Origin of the sequence: Pseudoxanthomonas sp. GW2, from assembly GCF_000283075.1 — a bacterium.
Classification (GTDB): domain Bacteria; phylum Pseudomonadota; class Gammaproteobacteria; order Xanthomonadales; family Xanthomonadaceae; genus Pseudoxanthomonas.
In genome coordinates this window covers 18,308-35,775 of sequence record NZ_ALIP01000145.1, presented here as the reverse complement: position 1 = coordinate 35,775, position 17,468 = coordinate 18,308, and the positions used below count along the sequence as shown (strand labels likewise).

Here is a 17,468-nt window from a genome sequence, read left to right as displayed (position 1 = left end):
CCCGCCGCCACGGCGCCATCATGCCCGGATCGCTTCCTGGAACGACAGCGCCTGCTCGGTGTGCTGGGCGCGCTCGGCGATCCAGTCGATCACCTGCTCTTCCATCACCCGGGCCTGCAGTCCCTGCATCAGCTGGGGGTCGTTGCGGTACATCTCAATGACCTGCTCCGGCTCCTCGTAGGTCGAGGCGATGAGACGCAGGGTTTCGTTCAGGCGCTTGGGATCCAGGCGCAGGTCGTTGCGGCGGGCGATCTCGCCCACCAGCAGGCCGGCCAGGACGCGCTTGCGCGCCGGCTCCAGGAACTGCTGCCAGGCGTCGGCCGGGACCTGGCCCGGGTCGCGGCCACTGCGGCGGACCTGCTCCAGCTGCTGGAACAGCATGCCGCGGGCTTCGTTCTCGACCGTGCGCGGCGGCAGCTCGACGTGGGCGTAGGCGGCGACCAGCTGCTCGCCGACCTCGCGGCGCAGGCGGTTCATCAGCGCGCCCTTGAGCTCGCGCTCCAGATTGGTGCGGATGTCCTCGCGGAACTTGTCCATCTGTCCGCTCTTGACGCCGAAGCTCTTGATGAACGCGGCATCGACCTCCGGCAGCACCGGCTCGGAGACCTGCTGCAGGACCACGTGGACCTGGGCGGTCTTGCCGGCCAGTTCGGCCTGGCGCCAGGCCTCCGGGAAGGCCACGTCGAGCACGTGCTCGGTGCCCTGCTCCAGGCCGGCCAGGGCGTCTTCCAGCGCCGGCAGCAGCTGGGCCGAGCCGATGATGGTGGAGAAGCGCTCCTCGCCCTCGGCCGGCTGGCGGAAGTCGCCGGCCTCGGTCCACAGGGTGCCGACCACCAGGTCGCCCTTGGCCGCGGCGCGCTCGACCTTGCTCCAGGTGCGGCGCTGCAGGCGCAGGTTCTCGATCATCTGGTCGATGTCGGCCTCGGTGACCTCGGCGGTGTGGCGGATCACCTGGAGCTTGGTCACGTCGATCTCGCCGAAGTCCGGCACCACCTCGAAGGTGGCGACGAAGTCCAGGCTGTCCTCGGCGGCGCGGTCGATGCGCGGGGCGCCGGCCAGGCGCAGCTCGTGCTCGCGCACCGCGGCGTCGAAGGTCTGGCGCACCAGCGCGCCCAGGACCTCGGCGCGGACCTGGTCGCCGAAGCGCTGCTCGATCACCTTGGCCGGAACCTTGCCCGGGCGGAAGCCCTTGATGCGGGCGGTGCGGGCGATCTCGCGCAGGCGGCCGCTGACGCCGGCTTCCAGCTGCTCCGCCGGCAGGCTGAAGTTCAGGCGGCGCTCGAGGTTGCCCGTGGATTCGACGGAAACTTGCATGTGGTCTTGGCTCCTGCGCCGCGGCGGCTGGCCGCGGGTCGATCGGTTTGGGTGGACGGACAGCGCCGACATCCTGCCGGCGTGCGCGGGAAACGCGCTAGTTTGGCCGATCCCCGGCGGCCGCGCCAGTATTTGTCACGATGCCATTGACAGGCGCTCGGCGCATTCACGACAATAGCCGACCTTACGGAGCGCGGACGCTCCGGGAGCCGGTTTCCGGCCTGCCGGAGCCGGAGCCAGAACGCCGGGGTATAGCGCAGTCTGGTAGCGCGCCTGCTTTGGGAGCAGGATGTCGGGGGTTCGAATCCCTCTACCCCGACCATCCTGCTGTCGGCAGCAGGGCGATGCGAAACCGTGTTGTGCGCCTGTAGCTCAACCGGATAGAGCACCGGCCTTCTAAGCCGGCGGTTGCAGGTTCGATTCCTGCCAGGCGCGCCATTACGGGCACTGGCCGGAAGTTGCTTCAAATGTGGTGGCTGTAGCTCAGTTGGTTAGAGTACTGGATTGTGATTCCAGTGGTCGTGGGTTCGAATCCCATCAGCCACCCCACCCTTCGGTGCAAATTTCCTGCAAAGGGGGCTTGCACAAGTCGCGAGGTGTCATTACACTGAGCGGCTCAGGTTTCAGGGGCCGTTAGCTCAGTTGGTAGAGCAGCTGACTCTTAATCAGTAGGTCCAAGGTTCGAATCCTTGACGGCCCACCACCCTGTAGGAAGCGCCCGGCAATGCCGGGCGTTTTTCGTTGGGCAACCCGGATTTGCGGCGCGCTAGAATGCGCCGGCACGCGCGAAAGTGGCGGAACTGGTAGACGCACTGGATTTAGGTTCCAGCGGGTAACCCCCGTGCGGGTTCGAGTCCCGCCTTTCGCACCATTCCCGGCGGAACCGCCGGCAAACGCGCATCGTCCCTGCAGTCGTCCGCAGGCCGCCGCCGGTCGGCCGGTCATGCCCCGCTCCGGTGGCTGCCTGTATGCTTCCGGCCAGTCCATCCTGATTCGACGGAGCGAACCATGCGCAGCGGAAATCCCGCCCTCAGGGAATCCACCTTCCTCGACCTCGGCAGCGGCACCGTCGTTTCGCGCGATGCCGGGGCAATGACCCTCAACGGCACCGTCAACAAGACCGGCCTGCTGTTGCTGCTGGCCGTGCTGACCGGCGCCTTCGCCTGGTCGCAGGTGCAGGTCACCGAATACGGCGTGACCGGCATGGGCTATGTCTGGGGCGGCATGATCGCGGGCTTCGTCCTGGCCCTGGCCACCATCTTCAAGAAGGAGTGGTCGCCGGTCACCGCGCCGCTGTACGCGCTGGCCGAAGGCCTGTTCCTGGGCGCCATCTCCTCGGTGTTCGAGGCCCGCTTCCCGGGCATCGTGATGCAGGCGGTGATGCTGACCTTCGGCACCCTGTTCGCCCTGCTGTTCGCCTACCGCAGCGGCCTGATCCGGGCCACCGAGAACTTCAAGCTGGGCGTGGTCGCGGCCACCGGCGGCATCGCCCTGGTGTACCTGGCCTCGATCGTGCTGGGCTTCTTCGACATCCGGATCCCCTTCATCCACGAGTCCGGGATCATCGGCATCGGCTTCAGCCTGTTCGTGGTGGTGATCGCGGCGCTGAACCTGGTGCTGGACTTCGACTTCATCGAGACCGGCGTCGAGCAGGGTGCGCCCAGGTACATGGAGTGGTACGGCGCCTTCGGCCTGATGGTCACCCTGGTGTGGCTGTACCTGGAAATCCTGCGCCTGCTGTCCAAGCTGCAGTCGCGCGACTGACCTCCCGCCCCGGCGGGACCCGCGGACGGGCGCCTTCGGGCGCCCGTTTGCGTTTGCGCGCTCCCCGCCGCTGCCACCGGCGCAAAAAAGAACGGGGCGCCGAAGCGCCCCGTCCAGGTACTGCGTGGCTGCCGCGCGGCCGCTCAGAGGCGGCTGGCGATGGCCTTGGCGAAGCCCATGGTGGTGCCGGTGCCGCCCAGGTCGCCGGTCAGCGCGTCCTTGGCCTCCAGGGTGGCGACGATCGCCTTGCGCAGGCGCTCGGCGTTGGCGCCCTGGCCGATGTGGTCCAGCATCTGCGCCGCCGCCAGCAGCAGCGCGCAGGGGTTGGCGATGCCCTTGCCGGCGATGTCCGGGGCGGTGCCGTGGACGGCCTCGAAGATCGCCGCCTTCTCGCCGATGTTGGCGCCCGGGGCCAGGCCCAGGCCGCCGACCAGGCCGGCGCACAGGTCGGAGATGATGTCGCCGAACAGGTTGGTGGTGACCAGGATGTCGAACTGCTCGGGGCGCATCACCAGCTGCATGCAGGCGTTGTCCACGATCATTTCCTGGAACTCGATGTCCGGGTACTGCGCGGCCACCTCGCGGGCGACGTTCAGGAACAGGCCCGAGGTCGACTTGATGATGTTGGCCTTGTGCACCGCGGTGACCTTCTTGCGGCCGGTGCTGCGGGCCAGCTCGAAGGCGTAGCGGACGATGCGCTCGGAGCCCTTGCGGGTGACGCGGGTGCTGGAGACGGCGACCTCGCCGTCCGGGGAGACTTCCTGGCCCTCGGACAGGTAGGCGCCCTCGGTGTTCTCGCGCACCGTGATCATGTCGATGTTCTCGTACCGCGACTTGGTGTTCGGGAACGAGATCGCCGGGCGTACGTTGGCGTACAGGTCGAAGTGGCGGCGCAGGCTGACGTTGATCGAGGTGAAGCCACCGCCCACCGGGGTGGTCAGCGGGCTCTTCAGGGCGACCTTGTTGCGCTCGATCGAGGCCAGGGTCTCCTTCGGCATCAGGTCGCCGTGCTTCTCCAGCGCCACGACGCCGGCGTCGGCGAACTCGTACTCCAGGCCCGCGCCAAGCTGGTCGAGGACGTGCAGGGTTGCATCCATGATCTCCGGGCCGATGCCGTCGCCGCGGATGACCGTGATCTTCTGGGTCATGAGGAATAGTTCCGGACAGGCGCGGCAGGTCCCGGGAGCGGGTCCGGCTGCGCAGGGAGGGGAAAGTTGGTGCTGAAATTATGCCCCATCCCGGCTGAATACAGGTTCCGACCTTGGGAGCATGCCCGGCCGCCCTCGCCGGGCCCGGGCTCAACCGTGCTCGTGGACCAGGGGCTGGCCGGCCTCCCCCGCCTCCAGGCTGTCGAGGAAGTCCACGGCCCGGCGCAGGTGGGGGATGACGATCGAGCCGCCCACCACCAGGCCGACCGAGAACGCCTCGAAGAACTCCTCGCGGCTGACCCCGGCCTGCCGGCACTGGGCCACGTGGTAGCTGATGCAGTCGTCGCAGCGCAGCACCAGCGAGGCCACCAGGCCCAGCAGCTCCTTGGTCTTCACGTCCAGGGCGCCGGCCTGGTAGGCCTGGGTGTCCAGGGCGAAGAACCGGCGCACGACCTGGTTGGGCTCGGCCAGGATCCGCTGGTTCATGCGCTGGCGGAACTCGGTGAACTCGCGGACGCGGTCGCCGCCGCTCATGCCGAACCCTCCGGCGCCTGGCCTTCCAGCAGCGGCAGCAGCTTGCCGGCCCGGTGCAGGGCCATCATGTCGTCGTAGCCACCGACGTGGACCTCGCCGATGAAGATCTGCGGGACGCTGGTGCGGCGGGTCAGGTTGACCATCTTCTCGCGCTCGGCCGGGTCCAGGTCGACCCGGATTTCGGTCCACTCCCGGCCCTGGCTCTTGAGGAAGTTCTTGGCCGCCACGCAGTACGGGCAGATGGCGGTGGAATAGATGCGGATGGCGGGGGTCGCTTCGGACACGGGAAACTCCAGCGGTATTACGGGGTCGAAGCGGCTATGGTATCGGGCTGCGGAGATCGCGCGCGTAACGCTCCGTCCCGCCACCGGATTAACTTTGGATTCACCCGTCGGCCCGGCGCGCGCGCAATGCTGGGCCGAACCACGGAGTAACGCGCTTGCCCGCTCCCCGCCCCCTCGCCGCCGCCCTGCTGCTGACGCTGATGCTGGCCCCGGCCGGGCCGGCTCCGGCGCAGGACAGCCTGCGCCTGCCGGACATCGGGTCCTCGGCCGGCGAACTGCTCACCCCCGCCAGGCAGGAGGAGTACGGCGGGATGATGCTGCGCGAGCTGCGCAACTACGGCTACCTGCTGGACGACCCGCTGATCGACGACTGGCTGCAGGCGCTGGGCGACCGCCTGGGCGCCTACAGCGACCGGCCCGAACAGCGCTACACGCTGTTCATGCTGCGCGACCGCCAGATCAACGCCTTCGCTACCCTCGGCGGCTACATCGGTGTCAATGCCGGCCTGGTACTGACCGCCGAGCGCGAGGACGAGGTGGCGGCGGTGCTGGCGCACGAGATGGCCCACGTCACCCAGCAGCACGTGCTGCGCGGGGTCGAGCGCGCCCAGCGCGACCAGATCCCGATCCTGCTGGGCATGCTGGCGGCGGTGGTCGCGGCCCAGGCCGCCGGCGGCTCGTCCTCCGGCGACGCCTCGCAGGCGGCCATCATCAGCGCCATGGGCCTGATGCAGCAGAACCAGATCAACTACACCCGCGCCAACGAGCACGAGGCCGACCGCCTCGGCATCCGCGCCCTGGCCCGCAGCGGCTACGACGTGGACGCGATGGCCGACTTCTTCGCGCGCATGTCGTTCGCCACCCGCGGCAACTCCGGCGGCTACAGCGTGCCCGAGTACCTGCGCACCCACCCGGTCAACACCACCCGCATCGCCGAGGCCAAGCAGCGCGCCGACCAGATGCGCGGGCGCAGCGTCACCGCCACCACCACCGTGGGCGAGGTGGACGGGGAAACCGTCTCGCGGGTGGAGCGGGTGGTCGCCGAGCCCCCGGCGCAGCCGCAGTTGCCGCCGCTGCTGGCCGGGCGCGGCAATCCCCTGCTCCCGGCCGGGCTGGAACTGGCCTCGCTGGGCGGCAGCGCGCGGCCCTCCGGGGCCACCGGCCACTTCGAGTGGGCGCGCGAGCGCCTGCGCGCGCTCAGCGCCACCACCACCGACGCGGCGGTGCGCGAGTACGAGGCCCTGCGCCGCGCCAGCCCCTCCGGGCTGAGCCCGGCGCAGCGCTATGGCCTGGCCGTGGTGCGCCTGTCCAGCGAACCGGCGGCGGTGGCGGGCGAGCTGCGCCAGCTGCTGGAGGAGGACCCGCAGAACCTGTGGGTGGCCCTGGCCCTGGCCGAGGCCGAGGCGCAGGCCGGGCGCACGGCCGAAGCCAATGCCCGCCTGGACCAGCTGCTGCAGCGCCACCCTGGCCACCGCGCGGTGGTGCTGACCTATGCTAGGGTGCTGGTCGCCCAGGGCAACGAAGCCGCCGGCAAGCGTGCCCAGGAAGTGCTGCGGCCACTGCTGGCGCGCTCCGGCAACGACCCGGTGTTCCAACGCACCTTCGCCCGTGCCTGCGAGCTGGCCGGCGACAGCGCGCGCGCCGGCGAGGCTTATGCCGAGGCCGCCTTCCTCAACGGGCGGCCGGAGCAGGCGCTGATCCAGCTGGAGACGCTGAAGAAGCGCGGCGACCTGGACTACGTGGCGCGCGCGCGGATCGACGCGCGGATCGCCGCGATCACCCCCACGGTGCTGGAACTGCGCCGCCAGGGCGTGCGCGATCCGGACATGCAGCGGCGTTGAACGCCGCCGCCGGCCGTTGTCATGGAACTGTCATGCAACGGTAGTCTAATGACTGGCGATACCGGAGGAGCCGGCGTGCAGAAGCAGATCCTCATCGTCGACGACGAGCCCGCGATCCGCGACATGGTCGCCTTTGCCCTGCGCAAGGGCGAATACGTGCCGGTGCATGCGGGCGACGCGCGCGAGGCCCAGGCCGCCATCGCCGACCGCGTCCCGGACATGATCCTGCTGGACTGGATGCTGCCCGGCACCAGCGGCCTGGAGCTGGCCCGGCGCTGGCGCCGCGAGGCGCTGACCCGCGACATCCCGATCATCATGCTCACCGCCCGCGGCGAGGAGAACGACCGGGTCGGCGGCCTGGAGGCCGGGGTGGACGACTACGTGGTCAAGCCGTTCTCCTCGCGCGAGCTGCTGGCGCGGGTGCGGGCGGTGCTGCGGCGCGCGCGCGAGGACGACGAGGACGGCAGCGTCTCGGCCGGCGTCCTGCGCATCGACGGCGCGGCCCACCGCGTGTTCGCCGGCGAAGCCCCGGTGCCGATCGGCCCCACCGAGTACCGCCTGCTGCACTTCTTCATGACCCACCCGGACCGGGTGTACAGCCGTGCCCAGCTGCTGGACCACGTCTGGGGCGGCAGCGTGTACGTGGAGGAGCGCACGATCGACGTGCACATCCGCCGCCTGCGGCGGACCCTGGAGCCGTTCGGCGCCGAGGGCATGGTGCAGACGGTGCGCGGCGCCGGCTACCGTTTCTCGGCCTCGGCCTGATCCCCGCGCGGATGGACAGCCGGACCGGCCCCTTCCCGCCCGCGGGCGCACCACGCTTCCCCGACCCGGAGTCCGCCCTGCCCGCCGACGCCGGCGCGCGCGAGGACGCGGCCCGGCTACGCCAGGCCTGGCGCCGTACCCTGGCCGGCACGGTGCTGGTGCTGGCCGGCGCCGCCGTTGGCGGCTTCGCCAGCGGCCATCCCGGCGCGGTGCTGGCGGCGGTGGCACTGGCTCTGCTGGCCTGGCACGGCTGGCGCCTGCACCGGGTGCTGGCCGCGCTGGACCGGCGCCAGCACCGCGAACCGCCATCCGGCGGCGGCGCCTGGAACGCGCTGGACCGGCTCCTGCACCGCAACCAGGCCGGCATGCGCGCACGCAACCGCCGCCTGCTGGACATGCTGCAGGCCTACCGCGCCGCGGCCGCCGCGCTGCCGGACGCGGTGCTGGTGGTGGACCGCAACACCCAGCGCATCCTGTGGTTCAACCGCGCCGCCACCGCGCTGCTGGGCTTGCAGCACCCGCGCGACCTGGGCGCGCCGGTAGCCGCGCGCCTGCGGCCGCTGCCGATGGCACGCTGGATGGCGGCCGGGCGCAACGCCGAACCGATCCTCGACGCGCCCTCCCCGGTGGACCCGGGCCTGCGCCTGAACCTGCGCCTGATCCCCTATTCGGAGGACTACTGGCTGCTGCTGGCACGCGACGTCAGCAAGCTGCTGCACCTGGAGCAGATGCGCCGCGACTTCGTCGCCAACGTCTCCCACGAGTTGCGCACCCCGCTGACCGTGGTCCACGGCTACCTGGACATGCTCGACCCGGAGGACTTCCCCGGGTGGGGCCCGATGCTGGCGGAGATGCAGAAGCAGTCGCAGCGCATGACCCAGCTGGTCGAGGACCTGCTGGCACTGTCGCGGCTGGAGGCGCGCGACAGCCTGCCTGAGGAGGAAGTAGCCATGGGCCCGGTGCTGGCGAGCCTGCGACGCGAGGCCGAGGCCTGCAGCCAGGGCCGCCACGCCATCGAGGTGCGCGACACCGCCGGTTGCGACCTGCTCGGCTCGGCGCGCGAACTGCACAGCGCCTTCTCCAACCTGGTCGGCAACGCGGTGCGCTACACCCCCGCCGGCGGCACCATCGCGATCGAATTCCGCCGCGGCGAAGATGGCGGCGCGGTGCTGGCCGTGCGCGACACCGGGGTCGGCATCCCGCCCGAACACATCCCCCGCCTGACCGAACGCTTCTATCGGGTCTCCGGCAGCCGCTCGCGCGAGAGCGGCGGCACCGGGCTGGGCCTTTCCATCGTCAAGCACGTGCTGGGCCTGCACCAGGCCCGGCTGTCGATCGACAGCAACGTGGGCCAGGGCAGCACCTTCGCCTGCCACTTCGGCCCCGAACGCGTCCGTCCGAGGCATGATCAGCAGCTGCAGGGGGTGCTGCCATGAACCGTCCGACCACCGACACGCGCACAGGCACCGAGGCACCGCAGCTGGTGCCCCTGCCCACCGGCCACGAGCCGGCCGACCCGCTGCGCGACCCGGCGCTGTACCTCAACCGCGAGCTTTCCCAGCTGGACTTCAACTCCCGGGTGCTGGCCCAGGCCATGGACCCGAAGGTACCCCTGCTGGAGCGCCTGCGCTTCCTGTGCATCTCCTGCACCAACCTCGACGAGTTCTTCGAGATCCGCACCGCCACCGTGCGCCATGCCATGCAGCTGGGCCTGCCTCCGGCGGCCGACGGCATGGCCCCGGCGCAGCTGCTGGACGCCATCCACGCGCGCGCCGCCGAACTGGTGGACGCGCAGTACCGCTGCTGGAACCAGGTGCTGCGCCCGGCGCTGGCCGAGGCCGGCGTGCGCATCCTGCCGCGCCAGGCCTGGAGCCCGCGCCAGCGCCGCTGGCTGCGCGCCTACTTCCGCAACAAGGTCATGCCGGTGCTGTCGCCGCTGGGGCTGGATCCGTCGCACCCGTTCCCGCGCATCCTCAACAAGTCGCTCAACGTCGTCGTGATGCTCGAGGGCATGGATGCGTTCGGGCGACCGGGACACCTGGCGATCGTGCGCGCGCCGCGCTCGCTCAACCGCATCGTCGAGCTGCCGCGCCAGCTGCACGGCAGCGACGAGCAGGCCTTCGTGCTGCTGTCCTCGATGCTCGCCGCCTTCGTCGACGAGCTGTTCCCCGGCATGACGGTCAAGGGCGCATACCAGTTCCGCGTCACCCGCAACTCGGAGCTGGTGGTCGACGAGGACGAGGTCGACAACCTCGCCTCGGCCCTGCGCACCGAACTGGCCGGCCGAGGCTACCGCCCGGCGGTGCGGCTGGAGATCGCCCACGACTGCCCGCGCCCGATCGTGCGCTCCCTGCTGCAGAACTTCGAGCTGCCGGAGAACGCGGTCTACTACATCGACGGCCCGGTCAACCTCAACCGCGTCATCCAGGTCCACGAGCTGGTCCAGCGCCCCGAACTGAAGTACCCCGCGTTCACCCCGCGCAACCGCTTCGAGGAAGGCAGCGTGTTCGAGGCGGTGGCGCGCGGCGACGTGCTGCTGCACCACCCGTTCGACTCCTTCAGCGCCGTGCTGGAGCTGCTCAAGCAGGCCGCGGTCGATCCGGACGTGCTGGCGATCAAGCAGACCCTGTACCGTACCGGCAAGGACTCGGCGATCGTCGACGCGCTGGTACAGGCCGCGCGCAACGGCAAGGACGTCACCGTCGTGGTGGAGCTGCGCGCGCGCTTCGACGAGGACGCCAACCTCGGCGTGGCCGACCGCCTGCAGGAAGCCGGCGTGCAGGTGGTGTACGGCGTGGTCGGCTACAAGACCCACGCCAAGATGCTGCTGATCGTGCGCCGCGAGGGCCGGCGCCTGCGCCGCTACGTGCACCTGGGCACCGGCAACTACCACAGCGGCACCGCGCGCAGCTACACCGACCTGGGCCTGATCACCGCCGACCCGGAGATCGGCAACGACGTGCACCTGCTGTTCCAGCAGCTGTCCGGGCTGGCGCCGTCGATCCGCCTGCGGCGCCTGTTGCAATCGCCGTTCACCCTGCACCAGGGGCTGCTGAGCCGGATCGCGCGCGAGGCGCAGCTGGCCGCCTCCGGGCGCCCCGGGCGGATCGTGGCCAAGATGAACGCGCTCAACGAGCCGCAGGTGGTGCGCGCGCTGTACCAGGCCTCGCAGGCCGGGGTGCAGATCGACCTGATCGTGCGCGGCGCCTGCACCCTGCGCCCGGGCGTGCCGGGCGTGTCCGACAACATCCGCGTGCGCTCGATCGTCGGCCGCTTCCTCGAGCACAGCCGGGTGTACTGGTTCGGCAACGACGGCCGCCCGGAGATGTACTGCGCCAGCGCCGACTGGCTGGAGCGCAACCTGCTGCGGCGGGTGGAGATCTGCTTCCCGATCCTGGACCCGGCGCTGGCCGAGCGGATCGAGCGCGAGGTGCTGCAGAACTGCCTGGCCGACAACCTCAATGCTTGGGAGCTGGGCCCGGACGGCACGTACCGCAAATGCGTGCCCGCCGAGGGCGAGGCGCCGCACTCGGCGCAGCAGGCGCTGCTGGACGCGCTCTAGCCTCCCCGGTTACGGGCCGCGGGACGGCATCCGCTAAGATTCGCCGATGCCCCATTCCTCCCAATCCCGCCCGCAGGTCCAGGATGGCGATGCGCTGGCCGCGATCGATCTTGGTTCCAACAGTTTCCACATGGTGCTCGCCCGCTATTCGCTGGGCGAGCTGCGGGTGATCGACCGCCTGCGCGAGACCGTGCGCATGGCCGACGGCCTGGACGACGCCGGCGGCCTGGCACCGCAGTCGCGCGCGCGCGCGCTGGACTGTCTGGCCCGCTTCGGCCAGCGCCTGCGCGGGGTGGAGCGGCTGCACGTGCGCGCGCTGGCCACCAACACCGTGCGCCGGCTGCGCGATCCGCAGCCGTTCCTGGCCGAGGCAGAGGCCACCCTGGGCTTCCCGGTGGAAGTGGTGTCCGGCCGCGAGGAGGCGCGCCTGATCTACCTGGGCGTGGCCCACGCCCAGCCACCCAAGCCCGGCCAGCAGCGGCTGGTGATCGACATCGGCGGCGGCTCGACCGAGTTCATCATCGGCCGCGGCTTCGACCCGATCGAGCGCGAGAGCCGCCAGGCCGGCTGCATCGCCTCCACCCGGCGCTTCTTCCCCGGGGGCAAGCTGACGAAGAAGCGCTGGAAGGAGGCGCTGGCGGTGATCCCCGCCGAGTTCCGCCAGTTCGCCGGCCACTACCGCGCGCGCGGCTGGGACGAGGCGCTGGGGTCGTCCGGCACGCACAAGTCGATCAGCGAGATCTGCGTGGCGATGAAGCTGACCAAGGGCGCGATCACCGCCGAGGCGCTGCCGCAGGTGCGCGAGCGCCTGCTGCAGGCGCGCAGCCTCGACGAGATCGACCTGCCCGGGCTGTCCTCGGACCGCCGCCCGATCATCGCCGGCGGCGTGCTGGTCCTGGAGGCCGCGTTCCAGGCGCTGGGGCTGCAGAAACTGCTGGTCAGCAAGGCCGCCATGCGCGAGGGCATCCTCTACGACATGCTCGGCCGCGGCAGCGGCAATGATCCGCGCGACGTCTCGGTGCAGGCGCTGATCCAGCGCTACGGCATCGACCAGGAACAGGCCGCGCGGGTGCGCGACACCGCGCTGCAGCTGTTCGAACAGGTGGCCCCGGCCTGGGGCCTGGACGAGGACGACGCGCGCATGCTCGGCTGGGCCGCGAGCGTGCACGAGCTGGGCCTGGCCATCACCCACAGCCAGTACCACCTGCACGGCGCCTACATCCTGGAGCACTCGGACATCTCCGGCTTCTCCCGCCAGGAACAGCAGGTGCTGGCGGCGCTGGTGCGCACCCACCGCCGCGGCGTGCCGAAGTCGGCGTTCGACGCCCTGCCCGACCGCCTGCTGCAGTCGGCGCGGCGCAAGGCGGCGCTGCTGCGCCTGGCGGTGCTGCTGCACCGCTCCCATGAGAGCGACGAACTGCCACCGCTGCAGCTGGAGGCGGGCCCGGCGTCGCTGCGCCTCGTCCTGCCCCAGGCCTGGGTCGAGGACCGGGCGCTGCTGCGTGCCGACCTGGCCGACGAGAAGAAGGGCATGGCGGGCCTGGGCATCGAGTTCGAGCACGCGCTGGCCTGAACGCCGGCACGGCGGCCCGGCACCCGCCGGGAACCCGTACAACCCCATCGGGGCGCGCCGTCCGTTTGCATGTCCGGACCCACCCGAGATCCGCCCATGCCCGCACCATCCGCGATCCGCAAGACCTCCGCCTGCGCAGCCCTCCTGGCCGTCCTGCTCGCAGCCTGCACCACTCCGTCCAAATCCCCGCCTGCGGCCGCCGAGGCGGAGGCACGCACCCAGGCCATGCAGGCCGCGCGGGCCGCGGCCGAACGGTCGCGCGCCAGGGAGGCCGCGACCAGGCACCCGGCCCCGCCCTTCGCCCCTGCACCGGTAGCGTCGCTGGCCCATGCGCCCATGCCCATGCCGATGCCGCAGCGCCCGCTGCCGCGGCCGGCGGAAAACACCGAGCATTACGACACCCGCGAGGACAACCCGGTGCGCCGCACCCGCGAAGCCCCGGTGTCCACCTTCTCGATCGACGTGGACACCGGCAGCTATGCCAACGTCCGCCGCATGCTGCGCGATGGCTACCGCCCGCCGGCCGACGCGGTGCGGGTGGAGGAAATGCTCAACTACTTCGACTACGGCCACCCCGCCCCGGCCTCGCGCGAGGTGCCGTTCAAGGTGACCACCGAGCTGGCGCGGGCGCCGTGGAACCCGCGGCGGCAGCTGCTGATGGTCGGGATCAAGGGCTACGACGTGGACAAGCGCGAGCTGCCGCCGGCCAACCTGGTGCTGCTGGTCGACACCTCCGGCTCGATGGACTACCCGGACAGGCTGCCGCTGCTCAAGCGCGCCTTCGCCCAGCTGGTGCCGCAGCTGCGCGCGCAGGACCGGGTCTCGATCGTGGCCTACGCCGGCACCGCCGGCCTGGTCCTGCCGCCCACGCCCGGCGACCGCCACGGCGAGATCCTGGCCGCGCTGGAAGGGCTGCGCGCCTACGGCAGCACCAACGGCGACGAAGGCCTGCGCATGGCCTACGCGATGGCGCGCCAGGCCTACATCGAGGGCGGGGTGAACCGGATCCTGCTGGCCACCGACGGCGACTTCAACGCCGGCATCACCGACCGCGGCGCGCTGCTGACCATGGTCGCCGACCAGCGCCGCGCCGGCATCGCCCTGTCCACGCTCGGCTTCGGCATGGGCAACTACAACGACGCCATGGCCGAGCGCCTGGCCGATGCAGGCGACGGCCAGCACGCCTACATCGACACCCTGGAGGAAGCCCGGCGGGTGCTGGTGCAGCAGATGCAGGCCACCCTGCTGACCATCGCCAGGGACGTGAAGGTGCAGGTCGAGTTCAACCCGGCGGTGGTCGCCGAGTACCGCCTGGTGGGCTACGAGAACCGGCTGTTGCGCGAGGAGGACTTCGCCAACGACCGGGTGGACGCCGGCGACATCGGCGCCGGCCACGAGGTGACCGCGCTGTACGAGCTGACCCTGGTCGGTTCCGGCGCCGAGCGGCTGCCGCCGCTGCGCTACGCCGATCCGGTCCCGGCCGCGGCCGCCGCCTCCGCCGAACTGGCCCACCTGCGCCTGCGCTACAAGCTGCCCGGGCAGGACGAGAGCCGGCTGCTCGAGACCCCCGTGCTGCGCTCGGCGCTGCGGGCGCAGGCGAGCGAGTCCCTGCGCTTCGCCGCCGCGGTGGCCGGCTATGCCGACCTGCTGCGCGGCGGCCGCTACGTGGACCAGTGGACCTGGGACGACGTCGCCGCCACCGCGCGCGGCGCGCTGGGCGAGGACCGCTTCGGCCTGCGCCACGAGTTCCTGCGCCTGGTCGATGTGGCGCGCGACGTCACCACGCCGCAAACCGGCAACGGCGGCTCCGCGGAATAAAGCGCCGGCACGCCCCTCTCCCGCCGGAGAGGGGCCCGACGCGCCGCCCGGGCAAGGCCCCCAGGCCGCGTCCGGGAAGCCGCCGGCCATGCAAGCACGCAGGATCCAGCGGCACGGTGTCCCGTTCCGGATGCGCTTGGCTATCCGGCGAACGCGGGCCCGTCACCCTCCCATCGGGAGGAATACCCGTCAGCCCAGCAGGTGCTCCAGTACCGCCATGCGCACGGCCACGCCGTTGCCGACCTGGCGCAGCACCCAGGACTGCGGGCCGTCGGCCACCTCGTCGGTGATCTCCACGCCGCGGTTGATCGGGCCCGGGTGCAGCACCGCCGCGTCCGGCGCGGCGCGGCGCAGGCGCTGCGCGGTCAGGCCGTACCGGGCGTGGTACTGGTCCAGCGAGGGCACCAGGCCTTCCTCCATGCGCTCGCGCTGCAGGCGCAACATCATCACCGCGTCGACACCCTCGAGCATCGCGTCGAAGTCCTCGCCCACGATGCAGCCGGAGGTGACCTCGGCTTCCGGCAGCAGCGCCGCCGGGCCGCAGACGCGGATCTCGCCCGCGCCCAGGGTGCGCAGCGCGTGCAGGTCCGAGCGGGCCACGCGCGAATGCTTCACGTCGCCGACGATCAGCACCTTCAGCCTGGAGAAGTCGCTGCCCTTGGCCTGGCGCAGGGTCAGCATGTCCAGCAGGCCCTGGGTCGGGTGGGCGTTGCGGCCGTCGCCGGCGTTGACCACCGCGGTGCCCTCGCCGGCGGCGTCGGCCAGGGCCTGCACCGCGCCGTCGTCGGGGTGGCGCACGACGAAGCCGCGCACGCCCATCGCCTCCAGGTTGCGCAGGGTGTCGCGCGCGGTCTCGCCCTTGCGGGTGGACGAGGTGGATGCGTCGAAGTTGAGCACGTCCGCGCCCAGCCGCTGCGCCGCCAGCTGGAACGAGCTGCGGGTGCGGGTCGAGGGCTCGAAGAACAGGGTGCACACCGCGGTGCCGGCCAGCACCGCGCGCTTGCCGACCCGGCCCACGGCCGCGTCGCGGATCTGGCCGGCGCGGTCCAGCAGCTGCAGCAGGGTCGAGCGCGGCAGTCCTTCCAGGGTCAGCAGGTGGCGCAGGCGTCCTTCGGAATCGAGTTGGGGCGTCATCGGTCGTGGTCCTGTGGGGCCGGCTGCGCCGGCGGCGTGCGACATGGGAAAGGGTGCGGCTACGGCGGGGAGGCTTCCCCGGGGGCGGCCAGCCAGCGTTCGACGATCACCGCGGCGGCCTCGGCGTCCAGGGCCTCGGCGTCGCGCCGGCGGCGGGCGCCGGCGGCGCGGGCCCGGGCGAAGCGGTGCGCAGCCTCGACCGAACTGGAGCGCTCGTCGACCATCGCCACCGGCAGCCCCCAACGCTGGCGCAGGGCATGGGCAAAGGCACGGGCGCGGCGCCGCGCCGGCTGGTCCTGGCCGTCCAGGGTCAGCGGATCGCCGACGACCAGGCCGCCCGGTCCCCACTGGCTGCGCAGCCGGTCCAGCGCGGCCCAGTCCGGGCCGGAGGCGTGCACGTCGACCACCGCCACCGCGCGCGCGCCGCCGAAGGCGCTGCCCACGGCCACGCCGATCCGGCGCGAACCGACGTCGAACCCGAGCACGATGGCGTCGGGCGGTGGCAACGCGGGCACGCTCGCCTCAGGCATGCCCGCTGTAGCCAGCCAGCCGGAACAGGTCCACGCCGATGCGGTGGGCGGCGGTCTGCCAGCGGCTGTCCAGTGGGAGGCCGAACAGCAGTTCCTTGTCCGCCGGCACGGTCAGCCAGGTGTTCTCGGCCAGCTCGTGCTCCAGCTGGCCGGCGCCCCAGCCGGCGCAGCCGAGGGCGAGCAGGGCGTTGGCCGGGCCTTCGCCGGCGGCCATCGCCTCCAGCACGTCGCGCGAGGTGGTCAGGTACAGGCCTTCGCCGACCTTGAGGCTGGAGTCCCAGCCGCGGTCGCCGTCGTGGATCACGAACCCGCGCTCCTGGTGCACCGGCCCGCCGTGCAGCACCGGGCGGGCACACAGCGCGGCGTCGGCGCTGTCGATGCCCATCTGCGCCAGGACCTGGCCCAGGGTGTACTCGGAGGGCCGGTTGACCACCACGCCCATGGCCCCGTCGTCGTCGTGCTGGCAGACCAGCGCAACGGTGCGGGAGAAGTTCGGGTCGGCCAGCGCGGGCAGCGCGACCAGCAGGTGGTTGGCCAGGTTGTCTTGGGGGGCGGACATGCGCCCATTCTAGCCGCCGGCGCGCATCCGCCGGCGCTTCCCTGCCACAATCGGCGGCATCGACAGCAGGTTCCCCGCCCATGTCCGGCTACTGCGACTTCGCCCGCGGCCATCCCCTGCACGGCCCCTACCACGACCACGAGTACGGCGTGCCGCAACGCGCGGAGGCGGTGCTGTTCGAGCGCCTGCTGCTGGAGATCAACCAGGCCGGACTGCGCTGGGAGACCATGCTGCGCAAGCGCGAGGGCTTCCGCCGCGCCTACGACGGCTTCGACGTGGAAAAGGTCGCCGCCTACGGCGCGGCCGACCGGGCCCGCCTGCTGGCCGATCCGGGCATCGTGCGCAACCGGCTCAAGATCGGGGCGGCGATCCACAACGCCGGGGTGATCCTGCGCATGCGCGACAGCCACGGTGGCTTCGCCGCCTGGCTGGACGCCCACCATCCGCTGGACAAGGCCGGCTGGGTGAAGCTGTTCAAGCGCACCTTCCGCTTCACCGGCGGCGAGATCACCGGTTCGTTCCTGGTCTCGCTGGGCTACCTGCCCGACGCCCACCGCCCGGACTGCCCCGCACACCAGCGCCTGCTGGCGACCCAGGTCCCGCCCTGGATGGCGGCCGCCGGCTGAGCCTTCACCCGGCCGT

15 protein-coding genes and 5 tRNA genes are annotated in these 17,468 nt (G+C 71.6%); 13 read left to right on the top strand and 7 right to left on the bottom strand.

Translation table 11 applies throughout. The features are described 5' to 3' along the window. Positions 1-18: 18 nt before the first annotated feature. A complete protein-coding gene (tig, locus tag B351_RS0113835; RefSeq protein WP_019399632.1) occupies positions 19-1,314 on the bottom strand; it encodes a trigger factor in 1,296 nt (431 codons plus the stop codon). 245 nt (positions 1,315-1,559) lie between these two features. On the opposite strand from tig, the gene B351_RS0113830 reads away from it, so the two are divergent. From B351_RS0113830 to B351_RS0113805, 6 genes are all read left to right on the top strand, one after another. Continuing rightward, positions 1,560-1,636 (top strand) — tRNA-Pro (locus tag B351_RS0113830). A 39-nt stretch (positions 1,637-1,675) separates the two neighbouring features. Then, a tRNA-Arg gene (locus B351_RS0113825) sits at positions 1,676-1,752 on the top strand. Between the two features lie 34 nt (positions 1,753-1,786). Beyond that, positions 1,787-1,863: transfer RNA gene (locus B351_RS0113820), tRNA-His, on the top strand. Positions 1,864-1,941: 78 nt separating this feature from the next. Beyond that, a tRNA-Lys gene (locus tag B351_RS0113815) sits at positions 1,942-2,017 on the top strand. Positions 2,018-2,099: 82 nt separating this feature from the next. Next, positions 2,100-2,185, top strand: a tRNA-Leu gene (locus B351_RS0113810). Positions 2,186-2,322: 137 nt separating this feature from the next. Further along, the gene (locus B351_RS0113805) at positions 2,323-3,078 is read left to right on the top strand and encodes a Bax inhibitor-1/YccA family protein (RefSeq protein ID WP_019399631.1); all 756 of its coding nucleotides are present in this window, start codon (positions 2,323-2,325) and stop codon (positions 3,076-3,078) included. A 143-nt stretch (positions 3,079-3,221) separates the two neighbouring features. Here the strand turns inward: B351_RS0113805 and B351_RS0113800 are convergent, their stop codons facing one another. From B351_RS0113800 to grxC, 3 genes are all read right to left on the bottom strand, one after another. Beyond that, a complete protein-coding gene (locus B351_RS0113800; RefSeq protein ID WP_019399630.1) occupies positions 3,222-4,226 on the bottom strand; it encodes an isocitrate dehydrogenase in 1,005 nt (334 codons plus the stop codon). A 150-nt stretch (positions 4,227-4,376) separates the two neighbouring features. Beyond that, positions 4,377-4,760, bottom strand: a complete 384-nt coding sequence (locus B351_RS0113795) for a carboxymuconolactone decarboxylase family protein (protein ID WP_019399629.1) — start codon at positions 4,758-4,760, stop codon at positions 4,377-4,379. Then, positions 4,757-5,044: a glutaredoxin 3 gene (grxC, locus tag B351_RS0113790; RefSeq protein WP_019399628.1), complete on the bottom strand. Its 288-nt coding sequence runs from the start codon at positions 5,042-5,044 to the stop codon at positions 4,757-4,759. Before grxC ends, B351_RS0113795 begins: the two co-directional genes overlap by 4 nt. Positions 5,045-5,244: 200 nt before the next feature. Between grxC and B351_RS0113785 the strand changes: the two genes are divergently transcribed. From B351_RS0113785 to B351_RS0113760, 6 genes are all read left to right on the top strand, one after another. Further along, positions 5,245-6,885 carry a M48 family metalloprotease gene (locus B351_RS0113785; protein ID WP_050992233.1) on the top strand — a complete coding sequence of 547 codons (1,641 nt, stop codon included), beginning with the start codon at positions 5,245-5,247 and terminating at the stop codon, positions 6,883-6,885. Positions 6,886-6,960: 75 nt separating this feature from the next. Next, entirely contained in the window at positions 6,961-7,650 is a 690-nt protein-coding gene (gene phoB / locus B351_RS0113780; RefSeq protein WP_026010729.1) for a phosphate regulon transcriptional regulator PhoB, read from the top strand. Between the two features lie 11 nt (positions 7,651-7,661). Continuing rightward, entirely contained in the window at positions 7,662-9,086 is a 1,425-nt protein-coding gene (gene phoR / locus B351_RS0113775; RefSeq protein WP_019399625.1) for a phosphate regulon sensor histidine kinase PhoR, read from the top strand. Then, positions 9,083-11,212 (top strand): polyphosphate kinase 1, encoded by a 2,130-nt coding sequence (gene ppk1, locus B351_RS0113770; RefSeq protein WP_019399624.1) that lies wholly within the window; start codon positions 9,083-9,085, stop codon positions 11,210-11,212. Before phoR ends, ppk1 begins: the two co-directional genes overlap by 4 nt. 46 nt (positions 11,213-11,258) lie before the next feature. After that, positions 11,259-12,785, top strand: a complete 1,527-nt coding sequence (gene ppx, locus B351_RS0113765; RefSeq protein ID WP_019399623.1) for an exopolyphosphatase — start codon at positions 11,259-11,261, stop codon at positions 12,783-12,785. A gap of 342 nt (positions 12,786-13,127) precedes the next feature. Next, the gene (locus B351_RS0113760; RefSeq protein WP_019399622.1) at positions 13,128-14,603 is read left to right on the top strand and encodes a von Willebrand factor type A domain-containing protein; all 1,476 of its coding nucleotides are present in this window, start codon (positions 13,128-13,130) and stop codon (positions 14,601-14,603) included. A 189-nt stretch (positions 14,604-14,792) separates the two neighbouring features. Here B351_RS0113760 and B351_RS0113755 read toward each other — a convergent pair whose 3' ends face one another. Genes B351_RS0113755 through B351_RS0113745 form a run of 3 tightly spaced genes read right to left on the bottom strand, consistent with a single transcriptional unit; the run spans position 14,793 to position 16,826 of the window. Then, positions 14,793-15,737, bottom strand: a complete 945-nt coding sequence (locus tag B351_RS0113755; RefSeq protein WP_019399621.1) for an aspartate carbamoyltransferase catalytic subunit — start codon at positions 15,735-15,737, stop codon at positions 14,793-14,795. A 59-nt stretch (positions 15,738-15,796) separates the two neighbouring features. Then, positions 15,797-16,267: a Holliday junction resolvase RuvX gene (gene ruvX / locus B351_RS0113750; RefSeq protein ID WP_026010726.1), complete on the bottom strand. Its 471-nt coding sequence runs from the start codon at positions 16,265-16,267 to the stop codon at positions 15,797-15,799. After that, entirely contained in the window at positions 16,260-16,826 is a 567-nt protein-coding gene (locus tag B351_RS0113745; RefSeq protein WP_019399619.1) for a YqgE/AlgH family protein, read from the bottom strand. The genes ruvX and B351_RS0113745 overlap by 8 nt, the downstream gene beginning before the upstream one ends. Positions 16,827-16,906: 80 nt before the next feature. Here B351_RS0113745 and B351_RS0113740 point away from each other — a divergent pair, with 80 nt between their 5' ends. Next, a complete protein-coding gene (locus B351_RS0113740; protein WP_019399618.1) occupies positions 16,907-17,452 on the top strand; it encodes a DNA-3-methyladenine glycosylase I in 546 nt (181 codons plus the stop codon). The last annotated feature ends 16 nt before the right edge of the window (positions 17,453-17,468 follow it).

Excerpts from the sequence above, each read along its gene's own strand:
- ppk1 (WP_019399624.1), top strand. The coding sequence starts at position 9,083 with ATGAACCGTCCGACCACCGACACGCGCACAGGCACCGAGGCACCGCAG.
- B351_RS0113795 (WP_019399629.1), bottom strand. The coding sequence starts at position 4,760 with ATGAGCGGCGGCGACCGCGTCCGCGAGTTCACCGAGTTCCGCCAGCGC.
- B351_RS0113760 (WP_019399622.1), top strand. The coding sequence starts at position 13,128 with ATGCCGATGCCGCAGCGCCCGCTGCCGCGGCCGGCGGAAAACACCGAG.
- B351_RS0113785 (WP_050992233.1), top strand. The coding sequence starts at position 5,245 with ATGCTGGCCCCGGCCGGGCCGGCTCCGGCGCAGGACAGCCTGCGCCTG.
- B351_RS0113805 (WP_019399631.1), top strand. The coding sequence starts at position 2,323 with ATGCGCAGCGGAAATCCCGCCCTCAGGGAATCCACCTTCCTCGACCTC.
- B351_RS0113800 (WP_019399630.1), bottom strand. The coding sequence starts at position 4,226 with ATGACCCAGAAGATCACGGTCATCCGCGGCGACGGCATCGGCCCGGAG.
- B351_RS0113755 (WP_019399621.1), bottom strand. The coding sequence starts at position 15,737 with ATGACGCCCCAACTCGATTCCGAAGGACGCCTGCGCCACCTGCTGACC.
- B351_RS0113745 (WP_019399619.1), bottom strand. The coding sequence starts at position 16,826 with ATGTCCGCCCCCCAAGACAACCTGGCCAACCACCTGCTGGTCGCGCTG.
- tig (WP_019399632.1), bottom strand. The coding sequence starts at position 1,314 with ATGCAAGTTTCCGTCGAATCCACGGGCAACCTCGAGCGCCGCCTGAAC.
- B351_RS0113740 (WP_019399618.1), top strand. The coding sequence starts at position 16,907 with ATGTCCGGCTACTGCGACTTCGCCCGCGGCCATCCCCTGCACGGCCCC.
- phoR (WP_019399625.1), top strand. The coding sequence starts at position 7,662 with ATGGACAGCCGGACCGGCCCCTTCCCGCCCGCGGGCGCACCACGCTTC.
- ppx (WP_019399623.1), top strand. The coding sequence starts at position 11,259 with ATGCCCCATTCCTCCCAATCCCGCCCGCAGGTCCAGGATGGCGATGCG.
- ruvX (WP_026010726.1), bottom strand. The coding sequence starts at position 16,267 with ATGCCTGAGGCGAGCGTGCCCGCGTTGCCACCGCCCGACGCCATCGTG.